The following is a 16,866-nucleotide window of genomic DNA, read 5'->3' as shown; positions in this document are numbered from 1 at the left end:
TCTTAAAGAAGAACACGGTTTTCCATAATATTTTTCATGCTGATATGGGATTTGGAGGGTCCCAGCTTCACCAGTGAATCCTGAAATTCGGCAAGTTCTTCAATGGACGCCGTCTGTACCTTGATCAGGTAGTTATACTCACCGCTAATCCGATAGACATCCGTGACTTCGATAGCCTGTTCACAGAACTGGACCAACTCGTCGCAATGCTCTGTTTTGAGCAAAATAAATGTCGTGGTTCCACGGTTTAACCGGGCCAGATTATAGATGGTCGAATATCCCGTTATTACACCTCTCTCCTCCAGTTTCAGAATTCTTTCCTTAACCGAAGGTTGGGACATGTTAATTTCTTTGCTTATCTGTGCAACGGGGATACGTGCATGATGTTGCAACAAGCGCATAATCTGCTGATCGATTTCATCTATTATGTGTTCCATTTGTAGAACCTCCGCGTCGTCGGCTTATTTAATAAGGTTTTTCTAATAAATTAGCTAAAAATAGTTAGATTCTATCTCATTATATCCTTTGATATTGTATGGTTCCAATGCGATATTAACCCTATACTTTAGAATACAATCTGAAGAAGGAGCGATGTAATGTGAGTGTTATTGGACTTGCACATGTAGCCATTCAGGCTCGTAATTACGAAGATACTCTGGCGTTTTATACAAAAGTATTGGGATTCAAGGTCGGTCACTCTTGGAGTTTGCCTTCCTTCCACATTACCGAGGCATGTATGCTGATCTCTCCGGATCAGCGCACCTGTATTGAGGTATTTGATCCAAAAGCCGTCATTCCCGCCGAGGGTGAACCTGCCACCTCTCCTGAAGCGGTCCGGCACGGCGCACTGTTACATTTCGCCTTTTACGTGCATGATGTAGAAGTTATCTATCAGCGAGCGCTCGCCCATGGAGCCAAGGCCTACGTTGAACCGGATTGGATATCTCTTGGCGAACCTGCACTTCGGGTTAGAAATGCGCTCGTCCACAGTCCGAATGGTGAAGTGATCGAATTCCTTGAAGAGGTTGATTTTGACCGATCCTCATCCTCACCATCATCCATATGAAGTACACAAACAGCCTGTTGCCTCGTCATTCGTGGCAGCAGGCTGTTGCATGGTTCGATTTCCTTGGCAAGCATCAGCACACGCACCTACCCTACTCTTGCTCTGCATTCCCCAGCGTATACTCGCTTAACTTCCCTTCATAAACCAGTTGCAATCGTTCACTCTGGCGAAAATCATCCGGTGTCACCAGTGCAGGCAACTTGTTCCACAGTTTGATTCCCGAACGCTGTAGAATCTCAGCTACAAATTGGGAGCAGAAGTAGGAGTTGCTGAACTCCACCGGTTCCTTGAGTGTAATGCCAATCACGCCGAGCAGATTGTACATATATTTCTGGCGGCTGCGGATGAAGATGTGCAGCACACGTTTCATCTTTTCCACTTCCCGATCCGTCACCTGAAGCTTGTATATGACACATGTGGTATTGGGATATTTGCTGTATGTACCTGTCTGAATATTTTCCTTCACAAACCCACCGTTCAGCGGATTACTCGGATGCTTGCGGCCGAAGCTGTACAGTTCGGTTAACTCCCGGTCAAATGAGATCGATGCGTGATTATATGGCGCTCGGGTATAGCTCTGAATAACCTTGGTAAACAACGTTCCTGTATTCGTAAGCAGGATATAGATGGAGCGTTCATCTGTCATAGCAAAATTTCCCCTTATCAAGTTGGCACTATTCCTTCATAATAACATAGGTACCCTATAATGGAATCTTACTTTGAATAAGCAGGTGATCGGTACGTGAGCAGTTCACTCTTTACACTAACGTTAATCTTCACAGCTTTACTTGTGATACATATCGTGTACAAAATTATTGCAAAGCTTCAGCCAAGCAAAGACTATTCAGGCATCGGCCAAAAAATCAAAACCTGGTGGGGGATGTTTGTGATCTTCTGCCTCGCCACCCTTTTTAACCCCATCGTGTCCCTCATCTCCCTCATGGTGCTTGCATTCTTCTCACTCAAAGAATACTTCTCCATGATTCGCAGTACACGCAAAGCCGACCGCAGGCTGTTCCTGTGGGCGTATCTGGCGATTCCGGTTCAGTTCTACTGGATCTACATTGGATGGTATGGCATGTTTATCGTGTTTATTCCACTATATGTGTTCCTGGTGCTGCCCTTGCCACGCCTGATTAACAAAGGTACGGTCGGTTTCCTGCGCAGTGTCAGCTCCACACAATGGGGGCTGATGCTGATGGTATTCGGGCTGAGCCACCTGGCCTATTTTCCATTTGCCACACCGGAGTACGGGTCCAAGCTGGTGTTGTTCCTGGTCGTGTTAACACAGCTTAATGATGTGGTGCACTATCTGGTCTCTCTCTATCTGGGCAAACGAAAAGTGGTGCCTACCGCCAATCCATTTGTCACCTGGGAAGGGTTCGCGTGTGCGTTCATTGTAACGACAGCAACGTCTTATTTTATCCATCCCTACCTGACGCCATTTGATTGGAAATTCTCGCTATTCATCGGGGTGTTGATCAGTCTGGCTGGATTCTTCGGCAGTCTGACGGTGTCTGTACTGAAGCGCGATCTGTTAATTGGAGATGACAATAAGTTCGATTCGCTCAAAAAAAGTTACCTAAGCCGGGTCGATAGCCTGACCTATACCTCGCCGGTTATGTTCCACGTGGTCCGTTATTTCTTTGACTTTATGTAGCGACAGATAGATCGGCGATCTTGTAATCATGGATGTCAAAAAAAGCAGCCCACGTGGCTGCTTTTCCTGTTCAATAGGCTCCAGACGGAGCGTTAATGATGCGTATGTTACTTCAACGTAATTTCTTTTTCGGACATGATTTCGTTCCCCTCATCATTTGTGAAGACAAATGTGGCTTTGCCCCGCTCACCCTTCATCTCGTCCGAATAGATAAAGCCGGAGAATTGTCCATTGCCGCTAAAGTAAAACCCCTCTTCACCATTTCCACCATGTTCAATGGCTTCCTGTAGTGAATTCACAATCGTCACCGTGTTAGACGTCCATCGCATCTCCGTTAGTGTATAGCCCTTCGGAACCTGTTTAATTCCAAAATCAAAGCTGTTACCCTCGCTCGGTTTCTCCGTCTGGTCAATGACGATATCAATCTGCTCAGACGGTTCAGTGGATTCCGATTGAGCCGTAGGCTTGCCCTCTTCACCACTGGCACTGCCTTGGCTATTGTTATTCTTCGCATCCGCATTCGGTACAGAGTTTTCTCCAGCTTCCTCTACAGGTTGCTTCGATTCCGGATAGGCATGTTCCTGAACCGATTCACCACTAGTGCCACAGGCACTGACGAATAGCGAAATACAGAACACAGACATGCAAAGTGCAGATTTCTTTATATTTATTTTCATCATCTACTTCTCCCTTCATCCATCTACAGCACATATATCTATATCAGTTGAACTAATCATTTACACGATAACGGAGAGGACAGAAAAAACCTGAAAAAGCGAAGCGTTCGCCTTTATCCCCGGATTTTCCCTTTAAGAAAAGGGAATCAAAAAATCTGGGGATAACAGCGATTGGAAGGTTATTCTGTCATTGTAGTGTCAGTGTAAATATTCTTTAGTTCAACTTATATAGCACGCCACTTATTAATCACTACACCATATCGTCCCACATGAAGCTCCATTATATGTAAATGATTAATAAATTCAGTATGTAACTGCACCTCGATGAGTAAAAAAAGAACTCTGTTCATGACGTCATGCACTGTTTAATTTATCGATCGAACCCAGGTAAGACCAACACTTGTCCAATCTGAATGGCGTTATGCTCAATTTTGTTCACTTTCTTGATTGCTTCTACATACACACGAGTGTCCATCTGCTGAGGTTTATGTGCCAATGAAATGCCCCACAGTGTATCTCCCTGAGATACAACGATCTGGTCCCCCGACAACAATTGCTCATCTCCGGCAAATGCAGTGAATACAGCACTACACCCTATGATTATAATTAGAGTTATAGTGACGATCTTCATTAGCCAGGTTGGCGTCTTCACACGCTGCATGAATTGATCTTTGACATACATGGTGCGGGACTCGGACGTTTTGGTATAAACGGATTCATAAATACTTTTGTACGTAGAATATCTCATTCTAGTCGACCTCCAGACTTTCATTCCGCTAATCTTTAATTTCATGTTTACCTATATATTTTTCCTATAACAATGAACGATCAATAACTCACTTTTTCACTATATAGGTATCTTTTCCTAAGTCACCCTACCCTGATAGGTCTATACTACCAGTTCACTCTAAACAAATTCTGAACAACCGAATTTCAATGTTATATCCGATTTAATCTATCCAATATTCATGCCTGATTTTCGGCGATGCTTGCTGCAACGTTTTTCTATAATAGGTATAGACAAAGATTCTAATGAGTAAGGACGTGCCCCCATGATTTCTGCTGATCTGAAGGAACAATATTACGAGGCGCTTGTGGCCAAGGATTCGGAATACGAGGGTTTATTCTATGTTGGAGTCCGAACCACGGGTGTGTTCTGTCGTCCCACATGTCCTGCGCGAAAGCCAAAATTTGAAAACTGCGAATTCTATGAGACGGCTCAGCAGGCACTTCTGGCCTCTTATCGCCCTTGCCAGCGCTGTCGCCCGCTCTCTCACCCCAACCAAGTATCCGATGTCGTTCGCATATTAGTGGAAGCTGTGGAGAAAAATCCGGAGAAACGCTGGAAAGAACAGGATTTCAAGGCCCTCTCCATCGACGAATCCACGGCGCGCCGTCAGTTCAAGAAGCGGTTCGGCATGACCTTTGTTGAATATGCTCGCGCTCGTCGCATGGGACTTGCCCTGAAAAACATTCGCTCCGGCCGCACCGTGATTGATAGCCAATTATCTACCGGATATGAATCAAGCAGCGGCTTCCGCGATGCCTTTTCACGGATCATGGGTGCTGCCCCTACACAAGTCGATGAAGGACATATCCTGAAAGCGTCCTGGATTGACACCCGCCTCGGCCCGATGATGGCCATTGCAGATGAGGAGTCGCTATATTTACTGGAATTTGTGGACCGCAGAGGTCTGGAACGCGAAGTTGAGCGTCTGCGCAAACGAACCAAATCAGCGATTGTACCCGGCACTACAGCTCCCATCCAGTCCATTGAGCGTGAACTAAACGAGTACTTTCAAGGTATTCGGACAGCATTCGACACACCGTTGTTCTGTTTAGGAACACTATTCCAAAAGCGTGTGTGGGACGAGTTGCTGGCCATTCCGGCTGGTGAAACGAGGTCATATCAAGAGATTGCAAATGCACTGGGAAAACCGACTGCTTGCCGAGCTGTCGCACAGGCGAATGGAGCCAATCAGCTTGCGATTGTGATTCCATGTCACCGTGTAATCAATGCCAGTGGTGAGCTGGGCGGATACGGCGGGGGATTAACTCGCAAAAACTGGCTTTTGACTCACGAGAAACAAAAACAGGGTAGCTGAAAAACAGAATGAAGTAATGAAGTACGCATCAAATGTCCAAAGAAATGCATGATATAACAAAGGAGAGTCAACATAATATGAGTACCTTAGAAGAAAAAGCAGCGTTGTTCCAACAATACCATGTGAAAGGAAAACCACTTGTTCTGGTCAATGTATGGGATGCCGGAAGTGCACAAGCCATCCAATCCGCTGGAGCAACGGCCATTGCTACCGGAAGCTGGTCCGTTGCTGCGGCCCACGGTGAACGCGATGGTGAAGCCATGCCATTCCATCTGGTGCTTGCCAATCTCGCACGGATTACAGCGAGCGTGGATCTGCCTGTAACGATCGATATAGAGGGAGGGTATGGGAGGTCTGTGTCAGAAGTGAAGCAAAATATTCTGCAAGTCATCGATCATGGTGCTGTAGGTATCAACATTGAAGATCAACTTCCCGCTGGCTTGGGATTGTACACTGTGGAGGAGCAATGCCCAAGATTGTCCGCCGCCCGGGAAGCTGCGGAGCAAGCAGGCATACCGTTGTTCATTAACGCCCGCACAGATATTTTTCTGCAACATGCACCTGAACACCATAACCACTCTCTCCTGGAGGAAGCACTTATACGTTCGAGCCATTATGCAGATGCAGGAGCCAGTGGTCTGTTTGTACCCGGTTTGCAGGATCACCAACTGATTCAGGAATTGTGTGAGCGTTCACCGCTGCCTATTAACGTTATGGTTACGTCTCCTGAGCCTTCACCAAAACAGCTTGCCACACTGGGTGTAGCACGTGTAAGTTACGGGCCATATCCCTATCTGCAAGTTATGGAACACCTAAAAGAACTGGGGAGAAACATTTTATCGGGAAATTAACAGGAGGGCATGTTATAATCACCTCTATTGAACATTTACAGGAGGCAATTATGCTTAACGTGGAACAAAAGCTAGAAGTGCTACAATCGTATCCCCAACTGCAACGCAAAGATGTTTCTCTCGGTCGAGTTAATTTCCACTACGAGGATAGTGCGTATGATAAAAAAATTGTTGCTCTCCATATTCACCCTAACGGAAACGGTTATATCTATGCAGGACTACTGCCTAACTATGAGACCGATGCTAAAGGATTCGTCAATATTCGTGATTACTCCGAAGCAGATCTGCGCACCTTGTTAGATGAAACGATCCAAGCGATGTCTCACAATCCCAACGCAGTTGAATTCCAAGAGCCAGAACAAGTAAAAGCTGCTGCTCCTGCATTGTCTACAACCTCTACCGGTGGCGGAACGTGGATCGATGAAGAGGGACATATGCTGACTTTAAAATACGAAGATGACATGTGGTATGTGTATTCCGGTGATAACCTGGATATGGCTTTTGAAACGCGTAGCGAAGCTGGCGAGTATCTCAAAGACGAAGGATTCAAACCGCAGGCTCAGGCTTAAGGGATGCACCTTCATTAGGAATTGCGTATAAAGATTGTTGAATAGGTAAATCCAATGATTTAGGATGATACAAAAAACACGAGGCGTGTTCGCACTCGTGTTTTCTGATTTCGGAATGATTTCACTTAGATTCCTTGCCCAGTTCCTTTATAACTGTTTCCTGTCAGTCTTTTTTGGATTTCATGGTAAGCGGCGCATTCTTCATCATGGGGTACGTAGATAGAAGTAGCGCACCACCAATACATCCCAGAACGGTGAACAATGTCATGCGATTGATCCTAGCAATCCACAACATAAACTCACCAAGATCGCCCAATGTAATTATCAGCGTAAAGACCAAGCCAACCCCGAAGAACATAATGAAGAAGTTACGCATCCCCAAGCGCATCCAACAAACCGTTGGGAAGACAGAGATTCCCAGTACGAGAAAGCCACACATCAGATCGATCCACAGGTAGGATAAAAAATGATATTTGTTTGAATACAACATGCCTGGTTGATAAAGGGTTACGTCAACAATTCCTTTTTCCTGAAGCAGGTGTATGAGGAAATACGCCACATGCAGAATGACCATGGTGCCTGCAACCATCCATACCGAGTTCATATAGAAGGATTTCATGAATTGAATTCGTGTACTGCCCATACCAATCGCCACCGGAAACAGTGTAATCATTCCCCCTATTGCAAACGTACATATCCCTCCGTACATGGGACCAAACAGTTGCGTAGCATACGAGACATCAAATATGAAGCCAATGGCCAGATATACAACGGCGAGCATCAGAGCGATGGATGAAAAAATGCCCAGATACAAACGCATATCATCGCGAATCAGTCGATTCGTACCTTTTACTGCGTTCATGGTTTAACCCCCTCTTGATTACGGGTCCTGTTAACCAAATAATCTTGTAATGTCGCTTTCTCAATGGATAGCCCCTGTGAATGAGCGATATCCTTCCACATTTTCGAGTAGGGCTCATCAATCATGACTTTCACAGTCGATCCCATCTGGGAAGACTCTATAACTTTAACACCTGCTGTGACTCGGTTGATATCATCTATTCCCCCTGTTAGAAGAACTCCTTTTTCGCGCATCTCTTCCATCGATTGATTTAACAACACCTCTCCGGCTTGCAAAACGATAAGGGACTCACATAAAGGCTGAATCTCCTCAATATGATGACTGGATATTAGAATCAGACGCGGGTTATCTTCATAACTTTCCAGTAGCGCATTATAGAAGAATTTACGCTTCTCAGCATCGAGTCCATTGGTAGGTTCATCCAGAATGGTTATCTTTGCATTACTGGCAAGACCCAATATAATCTGGGCAGCAGTCTTCATGCCTTTCGAAAATTTAATGATCTTTTTCTTCGTCGGTAGTTCGAACACATCGATTAAACGTTCCGCCAAATCCTGATTCCACTGCGGGTGAAAATATTGTCCCATTTGAACCATATCACTAACTGTCCAGTTTTTCCCCAGGGGATGATTCTCCTGGATGTAGCACAGATGCTCTTGGGCAACCAGATTATTATAGGGGTCTTGACCCATGATCTGAACGGTTCCACTGTCCGGGCGGTTATGCCCTGCAAGTAAACTCATCATGGTTGTTTTACCCGCTCCATTTCTTCCCCAAATTGCACTAATGATTGGCTCACTCTCATGTAGCGTAACCTGGTTCAGAACGGGCGTCTTCTGGTAGCTGTAGTTGACCTGCTCCATATGAATCATAACTCACTCTCCTTATCCTTCTTGCCGCGAATCAGATCAATGATCATGTCTTCATTCATGTGAATCCGTCTGGCTTCTTCAAGTAAAGGCTTGATGTATTCTTCATAAAAATCTTGCTTCCGTTCAACGAGCAATGCTTCTCTTGCTCCCTTTGCAACAAACATTCCAACACCTCGCTGTTTGTATATAATCCCCTTGTCCACGAGTTCCTGCAGTCCTTTGCGGGCTGTAGCCGGATTGATATTGTAGAAGCGTGACAGTTCATTGGTTGAGGGAACCTGTTCTTCCACCTTCAATCTGCCTTCCACAATATCGTCCATAATCATTGTGGCAATCTGATGAAAAATAGGCTGAGATTCATCCAAAGTCGATTTCATGTGCTTCCAACTTTCATACGTATTCATTAGTCAGTTAGTCGGTTAGTTACTCATGTAACTAACTATAGTATACAAAGACGCAAATGTAAATAGGCGAACTTAATTCATCGCCTTTCTTACCTTGGCTCTGTTGTATTGATTAATAAGACCGTCCAGGACTACGGATTGCTGGATCACTTCCGGATGAAGCAGACTGCCGTATTCCATATGCATGCGATATAACAACTGTCTGGCATCTTCGATCCGTGATATCAAATCCAGGCGATCCATAGTACCCCTCCTTTTTGTCATATTTTAGTGTATTATGCCAATCATAAGCGCATGTGAGATACGACATACTTATTCTTCCACTTTGATACACAAAAAAAGAACGCTTCTGAATAAATCAGAAGCGTTCTTTACTTTCATTAAGTTCCAAATCCATGATCAGCGGGTCTCATAATTTCGGGGTTCGGGATTTCCTTGCCTGGGACAGGTTCCGTAGCAGGGGCTACGATGAATACAACGATACTACAGGTAGCTATCAGCAAAGCCAACTTTCTCTTCATTGAGTTTCTGCACCTCACTAATTATCATTTTGTATTGCTGTTTCGCCGTCTCAGATGCAAATTCCCGATATTGCTCGAACAGTCCGACACCTCTAAGCATACCTCGTCCACTGCTAATTTCAATAGAAAATTTTAAACTATCTAGCACAAATTCTATACCTAAATGATACTCGTCTTTCTTTAAATAATATGCACCCAAATCTGCTAAAAGTCGTAAATATCGATCATCCGTAACCTGACTGCTCACTTTGCCAATTCGGTTACTCTGTTCCTGATAAGTGAAGTACGATTCATACTGTTTGAGAACATGATCAATATCCTTATCATAACGATTAGCCGCTGTTACAATATCACACAGCGCTGGGAATATCTCATTTTCCTTCGTTGAGATATACGCCAGATAATCAGGTAACACCTCAAAATGACCGCCCATTAAATGATATATATATCGATTTGCTTCAGCCCATTCCTGAAACTGATTCATAACAACGATTTCATCTTTATCCGGGTTCCTCACCCAGCAATTATCCGAATATAAAGAAACATATTTTAGTGCTCCGGTGTAGTCTTTCAAATGATAACAGGCACTTCCTGCAGCTAGATCGGAGTACAGAATATAGAAAACAATTGGTCTTTTGGTCTCTTCTTGTTTCCGTCTGCCATTCATCTCATAATGGATGGACGCTTTTATTTTCAATTTTTCAGATAACTCCTGAACCTTGTTCCATCTATGCAATGCTCCAAAAGCATTAATCAGTTCGTTAAGCGCATCCAACTGATAGCGTTCATCCAGCCGATCCACATAGTATTCGAACCGAGCTGCAATAATCAGATTCCGCTGCTGATCATTGGTCAGTCCCAATCTGAACAGCCGATACTGACAGAGTGCAAGCCGCTCGGAATGTTGCATTTTCTCGCTTTCAGCAATGTTTTCATATAGAAGAATGGCCGGTTTGAATTTACCCGCTTGGAAGAATTCTTCAGCCACATCAAATAATAAAGGAATATAGGATAGATTATCCATCATCAGACGAATAACCTCTTCAATACAGTCCAACTTGTCCAACTCGGCACAGCGATGAAGGAAGGGTCCCAGTCTTCGCCAGTCCGGGGTCGCGTGTACAAAACACTCATCTATGTATAACTCATAGAAGTAACCTTCTTCCATTCTCATGGCGGAAGTAATGCGATCCAACTGCTGCATGGCAATAGGCCGATTTTTATTCAAAATATTGCTGAGCGTACCCGAATTAATCCCTGACGTTTCCGAAAAATGACTAATGGACATCTGTTCACGCTTCAGATAACTTTCCAAGTGATCGCGTATCGTGGTTGTCGACTCCAAACGAACACCACCCTCCAAAATAAAAAAACACAAACAGGATTATCGGTATGCAAAAGTAATTATATGTAATTAGAAAGTATCGGTCAATATAATAATTTCAACTAATTTGTATTAAAACCATTTTAATCCTTTTATAAAACAGACACTCCTATCTTTATTTTATATCGAAAACGCGCCTGACATCAAACCTGAAAATAGACAAAAAACACGAGCCATCTACGGGCTCGTGTTCTCAACTGACTCAGCAGTCATCATGCTCACTATAACTTGAATTTAAGGCAGTATATTGCCTGCCGCACGGTAAATTTCATACCACTCTGGACGCGTAAGATGAACATCTCCTGCTTTTACACAGTCTTGCAGACGTTCAATATTCATCGTGCCTGTCACAGGTTGCATCTGTGCAGGGTGACGAAGCAACCATGCGATTGCAATCGTTGTATTGCTCACGTCATACTTCGCAGCAATCTCGTCAATCTTTGCATTCAATTCCGGGAACTTGTCGCTACCCAGGAATACACCTTCGAAGAATCCATACTGGAACGGGGACCACGGCTGAATGGTGATATCATGCAGACGACAGTAATCAAGAATGCTACCGTCACGGTTAACCGCGGCATCGTTCTCCATGTTCACGTTGATGCCACTGTCAATCATCGTCGTATTGGTAATACTCATCTGCAACTGGTTGGCTACCAGTGGCTGTTTCACGTATTTTTTCAACAATTCGATCTGGTTCGGATTCTGGTTGGATACCCCGAAGTGACGCACTTTACCTTCGCGCTCCAGTTGATCAAAGGCTTCAGCAACTTCCTCCGGCTCAACCAATGCATCAGGACGGTGCAGCAGCAGAACGTCAAGATATTCCGTTTTCAGACGTTGAAGGATGCCATCGACTGAATTCAGGATGTGCTCTTTGGAGAAATCAAACATGCCTTTGCGGATACCGCATTTGGATTGAAGAATCATATTTTCACGAACTTGGGGATTCATCTGTACTGCTTCGGCGAAGATCTCCTCACATGTTCCTGTACCATAAATGTCGGCATGGTCAAAGAAATTTGCGCCAACCTCCATTGCAGAACGAACAAAATGTTCGGCTTCCTTACCGTCTAGTGAATTAATCCGCATGCAGCCCACCGCGACTACAGGTACTTCTAGTGCACTGCTGCCCAATTTAATCGTTCTCAAGATGTTTTCCCTCCATATTCGAATATTATCGTGTATCTTACCTTTGATTGTGACATATATCTGCAATCGGTTTCAATAGCTTTATCCTACATTCATATGGAGAAATGATAGGTTCTTCATTCCAGCCTATAGATCCAAAAGAATAAACTATACTTCTTCCGGTATAATGACCTCAATATGCCTTGGCAGGACACGGATATGAATTGGCAGGGCAGGACCTTCTTCCCCATCTACATTAGTGCGAATGGCTTCGTCTGAGCGAACATGAACTTCTTTGGCTGTAAAATAGTCCACGTCCTTATGGTCTTTCAGACTACCAAATAATAGGGAGGTGCCCAGGGTCAGACTGTTGAACACACTGATATTACGAACAACAAAACAATGTATCAGACCATCGTCCACCTCTGCATCCGGGGATAACTTCTCGAATCCTCCGACCGAATTGGTCAGCGCCGCCAGAAAAAGTGGCGATTCCCCCTCCCAGAACTGTCCGTCATATTCGATGGTTAGATGATTGGCTGGTGTATTCACCAGGTCTTTCAAGCCTTCTTTGAGATATGCGAATGATCCAAGCTTCGACTTTTCTTCCGAGGATACGGAGAACAGAGCTTCTGCCAAAGAACCTGCAGCCACAACGTTGGCAAACAGGCGATCATTGATTTTCCCCAAATCCACGATATGCGTCTGATTCGAACGTAACTGCCTAATGGCTTCTTCCGGGTCAAGCGAGATATTCAGCGCACGTGCAAAATCATTCACCGTACCTAGCGGTATAACGCCTAATCGGGGACGATGATCCTGATCCATCATGCCGTTAATCGTCTCATGCAGTGTACCGTCGCCTCCGATGGAGATGACCAGATCACAGCCGTCTTTGCAGGCGCTCAGACAGTAGTTGGTGGCATCACCTTCCCCGGCCGTCTCATTAACCACCACCTCATACTGCTGTGACTCCAGAATTTCTCTGACTTGGGACACATACTGCTCGGCCTCTTCCTTACCTGACGATGGATTACTAATGATCATGGCTTGGCGCATACTCACATCTTCCCCTCCAAATTGGCATCTTTACTTCATCTTTACCCGTTTCAAGGGTGGGTTGAATAGGGTCTGCGGGAGATGTTCTATTTTTTTTGATAAACATGTCTCTGAAGAGTGCAGAGCAGGGTTTGTTTCATATAGAATAGAAGTAGAGAAATACCCATTTACGAAATTCCTTGTTCCTTTTTCCCGTTGACGGGTTAATAACTATAGATGTGCTTTGAGCCGAACCTGTATATGTTAAACTCTTCAATTCACACTGAACACTCCGTGGGCAGAACAACCTTCCGGTCGCTGTTATCGTGTAGATACTATACTTAACTAACTCAATCTGTTCGGATTATTTTATAATTCTAAAAATCGGAGGGAATGCATGCAATGAGAAGAATGACGCTATTATTTCTAGTATTCATCCTGAGTCTCGGGGCATCGGGGCAAGCCATGGCTTACACCACTACAGACTTGGGCGAGGGAATCATTGAAGATCCCGCTTTGGAGGACGGACTGAAGTTAATCCTGAACAAACCTCTGGATATGCCATTAACTTCAACGGATCTGGAGCAGCTTGAGGTGGTAGATCTGAGCAATGCAGGTATTCACAGCCTGTCCGGTCTCGAATATGCAACCAATCTGACTCACCTCCGATTATATGGGAATGAGATTGAGGATCTCACACCGCTGGCGCACCTAACCCAGCTTCGCGAGATCGATGTTCGCAATAATTACATTACATCCATAGACGCACTTACTGAATTAAAAGACTTGGGACGGCTGTATATCAGCAACAATTCCATTTCTTCCATAGAGGTTGTACGTGGGTTCAACCGATTACATACGTTCCACGCCAGCGGTAACCAGATTGACAATCTTGCGGCCCTCTCGGATGCGGATGCACTGAAGTGGCTTGAGATTTCGAACAATACCATTAGCGATCTGACACCGCTCATGGGTAAAACCCGGCTCCAACAACTCAACGTAGCAAACAATCAGATTCAGACGCTGGACGTACTGGCTGAACTGCCAAATACACTGCGGAATCTGAATGTGGCAGGCAACCAAATCACGGATCTGACACCACTGGAGCACATGACACGCCTTCGGACACTTGATATCTCTGGTAACCAAGTACAGCATCTCAAGGGGCTTGAGGGACTGACTGGGCTGACGGAACTGAATGCAGAGTCCAATCAGATCTATGATCTGGAACCTTTACGGCAGCTTTCCAGCCTGGACGTATTAAAATTATCCAACAACCGGGTGTGGGATCTGACACCGATCGCAGGTTTTACGTTTACCCGTGATCAGTCAGCGACAAATGCTATACAGGATATCTCGGCGTCTACCTCGTTATCCTCCGGTATTCAGACTTCTGTCTCAGAGGTTGAGCCTGCCGGACTCACGGTGCAGAACAACTATCTGGATGTTGTGAGTGGCAGTCATACGATGCAGCTTCTGAACCGGATGAATGTGCGGGAGCAGAAACGAACGCCCCAGGGCAGCTTTCAGCGTCTGATTGAAGGGTCTACCACCGCCTATGTTGGGGATCGTGCTTACGCACTGGATGCTGCACCTTTTATCGATGAAGGCCGGACCTATGTGCCTCTGCGTTTTGTCTCGGAGCAGTTAAACGCCCGTGTGAACTGGAACAGCGGTACCCGCGAAGCTGTGATCACACAGAATGACAAGACCATCCGCTGGAGCGTGGGTAACAAACAAGTTGTCGTGAATGATACACTTGCGATCAATGATGCTCCTCTTCTGATGAAAGATGGTAAAGCTTTTGTACCGGTTCGCTTCATCTCGGAGCAATTCAATACCTCTGTTGGTTACATCGGAAGCAGCAAAACGATTCTGATTTTTGAAAATAAACAGCTTGGTGAGAGTGTACAGCCTTAAGTTGTGTCTCACGTTCATTTGCAGCCATAAGAGAATATGAGAAACATAGCGCAAGTCCCCGTCTGAACGATCAGCGGGGATTTTGTTGTGTTATGACAGTTGTGATATGACATTGGATAATGGTATATGGACATCGCCGATCTCAAGCAAACACACTATACCATCTGTCTATGCGGATACGAACTCGTGATGCTCTATCTTGGATTAGGGTAAATTTCACACGGTTTAGCATATCTTCTTTTGCCGTAGGAGTTGTTATACTGAACGTAATATATATGACAACTGAGGTTCAAGCGAGGAGGAAATTCACATGACATTCACGCTCACTGGTTATTCCACAACCCAAGACAGCCCGTGGAGAGAGCTATCTTTTGTGCCAACTAATGAAAGCGCTAACCTAAAACTCACGGGTGAACAGCACCAACTTGTGGAAGGGTTTGGCGGATGTTTCAACGAGCTTGGTTATATGGCTCTGTCCCATTTGAATGAGGAGCAGCGCCATGAGGTATTTCACTCTCTTTTCCATCCGGAGGGCGAGCACAAGTTTAACATCTGTCGCCTGCCGATCGGCGCAAGTGATTATGCAGAGCAGTGGTATAGCCACAACGAGGTAGACGGCGACGTGGCCATGGAACATTTTTCGATCAAACGTGATTTCAAATATCTGATTCCCTACATCAAGGAAGCTCTGACTTATAACCCGAACCTGCAATTCTTCGCCTCGCCATGGAGTCCGCCAACGTGGATGAAGTCGCCCAAAGCCTATAACTATGGGACACTGCGCTGGGAGAAAGATATTCTGGAGGCCTACGCCCTGTATTTCGTAAAGTTTGTACAGGCTTACCGTGACGCAGGCATTACGATCCATCAGGTGCATGTGCAGAACGAAGTGATTGCAGATCAGAAATTTCCTTCTTGCATGTGGACAGGCGAGCAGCTTCGAGAGTTTATTGCCGATTATCTGGGCCCGGCTTTTGACCAACACGGTCTGGATACGGAGATCTGGCTGGGAACGATCAACGCCCCTGATCCATGGGAGGAATTAATCAAGAAAAAAACAAACGACTTCGATGAGTACGCCGGGCTTGTCCTGAGTGATCCAAAGGCCTATTCCTATATCAAAGGTGTTGGATATCAGTGGGCAGGCAAAAATGCGATTCAACGTACCTCGGCGAGTTATCCGGAGCTGCGTTATATGCAAACCGAGAACGAATGCGGTGATGGCAACAACTCATGGAACTATGCCAAGTATGTATATAATCTCTATCAGCACTACTTCAGCAACGGAGTGAACGCGTACATCTACTGGAACATGGTTCTGGAACCCAAAGGCCGTAGCACATGGGGCTGGGAGCAGAACTCCATGATTACGATAGATCCGGACAATAAGGAGGTTACTCGTAACCCGGAGTATTATGTGATGAAACACTTCGCGCATCATATTGTTCCTGGTGCTCGAAGAGTCGGTCTGTCAGGCGCGTGGAGCGGGAAATCCGTTGCTTTCCGCAACCCGGATAACAGTCTCGTTATTGTCATCAACAATCCATTCCAGGACCGTCGTGACCTGTATCTAACCCTTGAAGAAGGACAGACCCTACACATGGAGCTGGAAGCCGATTCATTCAACAGCATGGTTATTCATCCGAAATAACTAATCCAACACATCGTTAAAAACGCGAACATCAATAGCGTCAGGCCCCAAGGATTCCCCGGGCCGGCGCTATTTTTCATGGGCCATTCAATGCCTAATGTCACCATTATTGCTACTGTAGAACACAAACCGAAGACAACTTAAAGAAATGACGT

At 45.2% G+C, this 16,866-nt stretch carries 18 protein-coding genes; 7 read left to right on the top strand and 11 right to left on the bottom strand.

Annotation, left to right across the window (positions count from 1 at the left end; translation table 11 throughout):
* Nucleotides 1-2 precede the first annotated feature (2 nt).
* Nucleotides 3-437: an Lrp/AsnC family transcriptional regulator gene (locus tag PAEAM_RS03820; protein WP_036611653.1), complete on the bottom strand. Its 435-nt coding sequence runs from the start codon at nt 435-437 to the stop codon at nt 3-5.
* A 161-nt stretch (nt 438-598) separates the two neighbouring features.
* Here PAEAM_RS03820 and PAEAM_RS03815 point away from each other — a divergent pair, with 161 nt between their 5' ends.
* The gene (locus PAEAM_RS03815; protein ID WP_100526719.1) at nt 599-1,066 is read left to right on the top strand and encodes a VOC family protein; all 468 of its coding nucleotides are present in this window, start codon (nt 599-601) and stop codon (nt 1,064-1,066) included.
* Between the two features lie 91 nt (nt 1,067-1,157).
* Here PAEAM_RS03815 and PAEAM_RS03810 read toward each other — a convergent pair whose 3' ends face one another.
* Nucleotides 1,158-1,712: a hypothetical protein gene (locus PAEAM_RS03810; protein WP_076252008.1), complete on the bottom strand. Its 555-nt coding sequence runs from the start codon at nt 1,710-1,712 to the stop codon at nt 1,158-1,160.
* Nucleotides 1,713-1,808: 96 nt separating this feature from the next.
* On the opposite strand from PAEAM_RS03810, the gene PAEAM_RS03805 reads away from it, so the two are divergent.
* Complete coding sequence (locus PAEAM_RS03805; protein WP_076213755.1) at nt 1,809-2,726, top strand: phosphatidate cytidylyltransferase; 918 nt, start codon at nt 1,809-1,811, stop codon at nt 2,724-2,726.
* Between the two features lie 107 nt (nt 2,727-2,833).
* Here PAEAM_RS03805 and PAEAM_RS03800 read toward each other — a convergent pair whose 3' ends face one another.
* Both PAEAM_RS03800 and PAEAM_RS03795 read right to left on the bottom strand, forming a co-directional pair.
* Nucleotides 2,834-3,406: a hypothetical protein gene (locus PAEAM_RS03800; protein WP_243391262.1), complete on the bottom strand. Its 573-nt coding sequence runs from the start codon at nt 3,404-3,406 to the stop codon at nt 2,834-2,836.
* Nucleotides 3,407-3,773: 367 nt separating this feature from the next.
* Nucleotides 3,774-4,151, bottom strand: coding sequence for a LysM peptidoglycan-binding domain-containing protein (locus PAEAM_RS03795; RefSeq protein WP_076252012.1), 378 nt, complete (start codon nt 4,149-4,151; stop codon nt 3,774-3,776).
* A gap of 304 nt (nt 4,152-4,455) precedes the next feature.
* On the opposite strand from PAEAM_RS03795, the gene PAEAM_RS03790 reads away from it, so the two are divergent.
* The 3 genes from PAEAM_RS03790 (at nt 4,456) to PAEAM_RS03780 (ending at nt 6,928) form a co-directional block, all read left to right on the top strand.
* Nucleotides 4,456-5,508 carry a bifunctional transcriptional activator/DNA repair enzyme AdaA gene (locus PAEAM_RS03790; RefSeq protein WP_100526718.1) on the top strand — a complete coding sequence of 351 codons (1,053 nt, stop codon included), beginning with the start codon at nt 4,456-4,458 and terminating at the stop codon, nt 5,506-5,508.
* Between the two features lie 77 nt (nt 5,509-5,585).
* Nucleotides 5,586-6,359 (top strand): isocitrate lyase/PEP mutase family protein, encoded by a 774-nt coding sequence (locus PAEAM_RS03785; RefSeq protein ID WP_100526717.1) that lies wholly within the window; start codon nt 5,586-5,588, stop codon nt 6,357-6,359.
* Between the two features lie 50 nt (nt 6,360-6,409).
* Nucleotides 6,410-6,928, top strand: coding sequence for a hypothetical protein (locus tag PAEAM_RS03780; RefSeq protein ID WP_100526716.1), 519 nt, complete (start codon nt 6,410-6,412; stop codon nt 6,926-6,928).
* A 163-nt stretch (nt 6,929-7,091) separates the two neighbouring features.
* On the opposite strand, the gene PAEAM_RS03775 is transcribed toward PAEAM_RS03780, so the two are convergent.
* The 7 genes from PAEAM_RS03775 to PAEAM_RS03745 form a co-directional block, all read right to left on the bottom strand.
* Complete coding sequence (locus tag PAEAM_RS03775; protein ID WP_100526715.1) at nt 7,092-7,790, bottom strand: hypothetical protein; 699 nt, start codon at nt 7,788-7,790, stop codon at nt 7,092-7,094.
* Nucleotides 7,787-8,662, bottom strand: a complete 876-nt coding sequence (locus PAEAM_RS03770; RefSeq protein ID WP_100526714.1) for an ATP-binding cassette domain-containing protein — start codon at nt 8,660-8,662, stop codon at nt 7,787-7,789. Before PAEAM_RS03770 ends, PAEAM_RS03775 begins: the two co-directional genes overlap by 4 nt.
* The gene (locus PAEAM_RS03765) at nt 8,659-9,039 is read right to left on the bottom strand and encodes a GntR family transcriptional regulator (RefSeq protein WP_036611682.1); all 381 of its coding nucleotides are present in this window, start codon (nt 9,037-9,039) and stop codon (nt 8,659-8,661) included. The genes PAEAM_RS03770 and PAEAM_RS03765 overlap by 4 nt, the downstream gene beginning before the upstream one ends.
* 99 nt (nt 9,040-9,138) lie before the next feature.
* Nucleotides 9,139-9,309, bottom strand: coding sequence for an aspartyl-phosphate phosphatase Spo0E family protein (locus tag PAEAM_RS03760; protein WP_100526713.1), 171 nt, complete (start codon nt 9,307-9,309; stop codon nt 9,139-9,141).
* A gap of 240 nt (nt 9,310-9,549) precedes the next feature.
* Entirely contained in the window at nt 9,550-10,932 is a 1,383-nt protein-coding gene (locus PAEAM_RS03755) for a transcriptional regulator (RefSeq protein WP_100526712.1), read from the bottom strand.
* Between the two features lie 273 nt (nt 10,933-11,205).
* Nucleotides 11,206-12,123 carry an aldo/keto reductase gene (locus PAEAM_RS03750; protein ID WP_076213731.1) on the bottom strand — a complete coding sequence of 306 codons (918 nt, stop codon included), beginning with the start codon at nt 12,121-12,123 and terminating at the stop codon, nt 11,206-11,208.
* Nucleotides 12,124-12,270: 147 nt separating this feature from the next.
* Nucleotides 12,271-13,161: a diacylglycerol/lipid kinase family protein gene (locus PAEAM_RS03745; RefSeq protein ID WP_100526711.1), complete on the bottom strand. Its 891-nt coding sequence runs from the start codon at nt 13,159-13,161 to the stop codon at nt 12,271-12,273.
* Between the two features lie 381 nt (nt 13,162-13,542).
* Here PAEAM_RS03745 and PAEAM_RS03740 point away from each other — a divergent pair, with 381 nt between their 5' ends.
* Nucleotides 13,543-15,060 (top strand): leucine-rich repeat domain-containing protein, encoded by a 1,518-nt coding sequence (locus PAEAM_RS03740; protein ID WP_165789824.1) that lies wholly within the window; start codon nt 13,543-13,545, stop codon nt 15,058-15,060.
* Nucleotides 15,061-15,370: 310 nt separating this feature from the next.
* Complete coding sequence (locus PAEAM_RS03735; RefSeq protein ID WP_100526709.1) at nt 15,371-16,711, top strand: glycoside hydrolase family 30 protein; 1,341 nt, start codon at nt 15,371-15,373, stop codon at nt 16,709-16,711.
* The last annotated feature ends 155 nt before the right edge of the window (nt 16,712-16,866 follow it).

Origin of the sequence: Paenibacillus sp. GM1FR, from assembly GCF_002803315.1 — a bacterium.
In the GTDB taxonomy this organism is placed as follows: domain Bacteria; phylum Bacillota; class Bacilli; order Paenibacillales; family Paenibacillaceae; genus Paenibacillus; species Paenibacillus amylolyticus.
This window is presented reverse-complemented; position numbering and strand designations above follow the sequence as displayed.

Bases quoted from the DNA above. Each gene is read 5' to 3' on its own strand.
- PAEAM_RS03745 (WP_100526711.1), bottom strand. From the start codon at position 13,161: ATGCGCCAAGCCATGATCATTAGTAATCCATCGTCAGGTAAGGAAGAG.
- PAEAM_RS03820 (WP_036611653.1), bottom strand. From the start codon at position 437: ATGGAACACATAATAGATGAAATCGATCAGCAGATTATGCGCTTGTTG.
- PAEAM_RS03735 (WP_100526709.1), top strand. From the start codon at position 15,371: ATGACATTCACGCTCACTGGTTATTCCACAACCCAAGACAGCCCGTGG.
- PAEAM_RS03800 (WP_243391262.1), bottom strand. From the start codon at position 3,406: ATGATGAAAATAAATATAAAGAAATCTGCACTTTGCATGTCTGTGTTC.
- PAEAM_RS03780 (WP_100526716.1), top strand. From the start codon at position 6,410: ATGCTTAACGTGGAACAAAAGCTAGAAGTGCTACAATCGTATCCCCAA.
- PAEAM_RS03765 (WP_036611682.1), bottom strand. From the start codon at position 9,039: ATGAAATCGACTTTGGATGAATCTCAGCCTATTTTTCATCAGATTGCC.
- PAEAM_RS03775 (WP_100526715.1), bottom strand. From the start codon at position 7,790: ATGAACGCAGTAAAAGGTACGAATCGACTGATTCGCGATGATATGCGT.
- PAEAM_RS03760 (WP_100526713.1), bottom strand. From the start codon at position 9,309: ATGGATCGCCTGGATTTGATATCACGGATCGAAGATGCCAGACAGTTG.
- PAEAM_RS03795 (WP_076252012.1), bottom strand. From the start codon at position 4,151: ATGAGATATTCTACGTACAAAAGTATTTATGAATCCGTTTATACCAAA.
- PAEAM_RS03785 (WP_100526717.1), top strand. From the start codon at position 5,586: ATGAGTACCTTAGAAGAAAAAGCAGCGTTGTTCCAACAATACCATGTG.
- PAEAM_RS03770 (WP_100526714.1), bottom strand. From the start codon at position 8,662: ATGATTCATATGGAGCAGGTCAACTACAGCTACCAGAAGACGCCCGTT.
- PAEAM_RS03740 (WP_165789824.1), top strand. From the start codon at position 13,543: ATGAGAAGAATGACGCTATTATTTCTAGTATTCATCCTGAGTCTCGGG.
- PAEAM_RS03790 (WP_100526718.1), top strand. From the start codon at position 4,456: ATGATTTCTGCTGATCTGAAGGAACAATATTACGAGGCGCTTGTGGCC.
- PAEAM_RS03810 (WP_076252008.1), bottom strand. From the start codon at position 1,712: ATGACAGATGAACGCTCCATCTATATCCTGCTTACGAATACAGGAACG.